2 protein-coding genes are annotated in these 1,770 nt (G+C 55.9%); both read left to right on the forward strand.

What is annotated here, in order from left to right:
• Window positions 1-402: 4Fe-4S dicluster domain-containing protein (locus tag ACR0P9_RS11970; RefSeq protein WP_432620451.1), on the forward strand; the 402-nt coding region annotated here is incomplete at its 5' end.
• Window positions 403-531: 129 nt separating this feature from the next.
• Window positions 532-1,770, forward strand: a 1,239-nt coding sequence (locus ACR0P9_RS11975) for a hypothetical protein (protein ID WP_432620453.1), incomplete at its 3' end; no start/stop codon positions are given.

Genomic DNA, 1,770 nt, shown 5'->3' on the forward strand with positions numbered 1-1,770 from the left:
AAATTCCCGCTCGTGCGCGATTTGATCGTGGATCGGCGCGTGCTGTTTGACCGGCTCAAAGAAATGCAGGTGTGGCTGGAAGGCGAGGCACAAAAAAATGCGCGCACCCATGCGGCACGGTATCAGTCGGCGCGATGCCTGCAATGTGGCTGCTGCTTAGAAATTTGTCCGAATTTTTGTGTTGAGCAGTCGTTTGGCGGCGCTGCTGCGGCAGTGCAGGCGTTTCGTGTGTTGGATCAGGAGACTGATGCGGCACATAAGCAGAGAGTTGCCGAGCAGTATCGCAGAGTCTATTATGAGGGCTGCGGCAAGTCGCTGGCGTGTCAGGATATTTGTCCGGCGGGCATTCCGGTAGAAGAGCTGATGGTGCGCTCGAATGCAGCGGCAATCTGGAAACGATAAGAGAAAAAACGGCAGTCTGCGGACTGTCGTTTTTTTGTACCAGAAAAGCAAATGGCATCCGTGGCTTCGACGGACTTTTTATTTGCGCTTCGATATACTGGGGACATGAAACAGGAGGCGCGAATACATATGCTCGAAAAACAGAAACAGCGAAAACAATCAGGAAGTATGCAGGCTCGAAAACGCGGCGTATCTGCGCTGTACGTTGTCGGGGCGGCCTTGCTGTCCTGTGCACATATTACGGGAGTCGGCGCGCCGTTTGGAGTGGCATTTGCTGCGGCGGCGTGCCGAACCGGCTACGGATTTGGCGCAGTGCTTGGCACATTTATCGGTTATCTGGTGTCCATGCAGGGAGCAGAGGGTGTGCCGTATGCGGGGGCGGCACTGATGACGTTGGCTGCCGCGACGATTTTTTCCGGCACGCGCATTCCATCGGCACGATGGTTCTTTCCTACCATGTCTGCGATTTCCATCGCGGCGACAGGAGCAATTTTTGTCTTTGCAGATGGGATAGAATGGGAACGTGTGCTGCTGTTTGTATGCCGCATTGTATTGGCGGGCGGGGCGGCATATTTTTACGAAGCGGCTTTGGACACGATGCGCGGACGACCACAGGTTGTTCGCTTCGGTGGGATGCTGGTTTTGGTGGCGACGCTGCTCATGGCGGCGTATCCGTTTTCTGTGGCAGATCTCGTTTGCCCGGCGCGTATTGCCGCGCTGTTTGTCGTGATGGCGATGAGCTATATGGGTGGCTTTTCTTATGGTGCGGCCTGCGGTGTCGGGATTGGTGTTGCTATGGACGCGGCGGGCGGTGCTGGTCTGTATTATGCGGGCGTATACGCTGTCTCCGGTATGGCAGCAGGATTTTTTTTGCGCGGCGGGCGCGTGGTATTCGCCACAGCGTTTGTGCTGACTCATGCGGCGGTACATTTGCTGGGCGGAGAAGCGGTGTACTTGTCTGGTGTCTATGAATGCTTTGTCGCCTCAGTTTGCTTTGTCCTGCTGCCGGAAGATCTGTGGGAAGAGTGGAAAGATCGGCTGATTCCGACGGATCCCAAACCGACCGATTATGCCGCACGCATCCGGCGCGTGGCCAATCAATATGCGTCTGTGACATCGGATGCCTTTTCGGAAATGTATCAGGCGTTGGCAAACAACGGAAAAGCACATAAAGAAGAGAGTGATCTGGGGGCTGTGTTTGACCGCACGGCCGACCGTGTGTGCCGCCGATGCTCGGCGCGGGAAACTTGCTGGGAACGAGATAAGCTGTCTACCTTGCGCACACTGGATGCTATTTCCGGTCCGCTTCTGCGCAGTGGGCATATTACTGCCAGCGATTTTCCGGGACGCTTTGCGGCGCAGTGCCTG

This window comes from Butyricicoccus sp., assembly GCF_050872565.1.
GTDB lineage: Bacteria > Bacillota > Clostridia > Oscillospirales > Butyricicoccaceae > Butyricicoccus_A.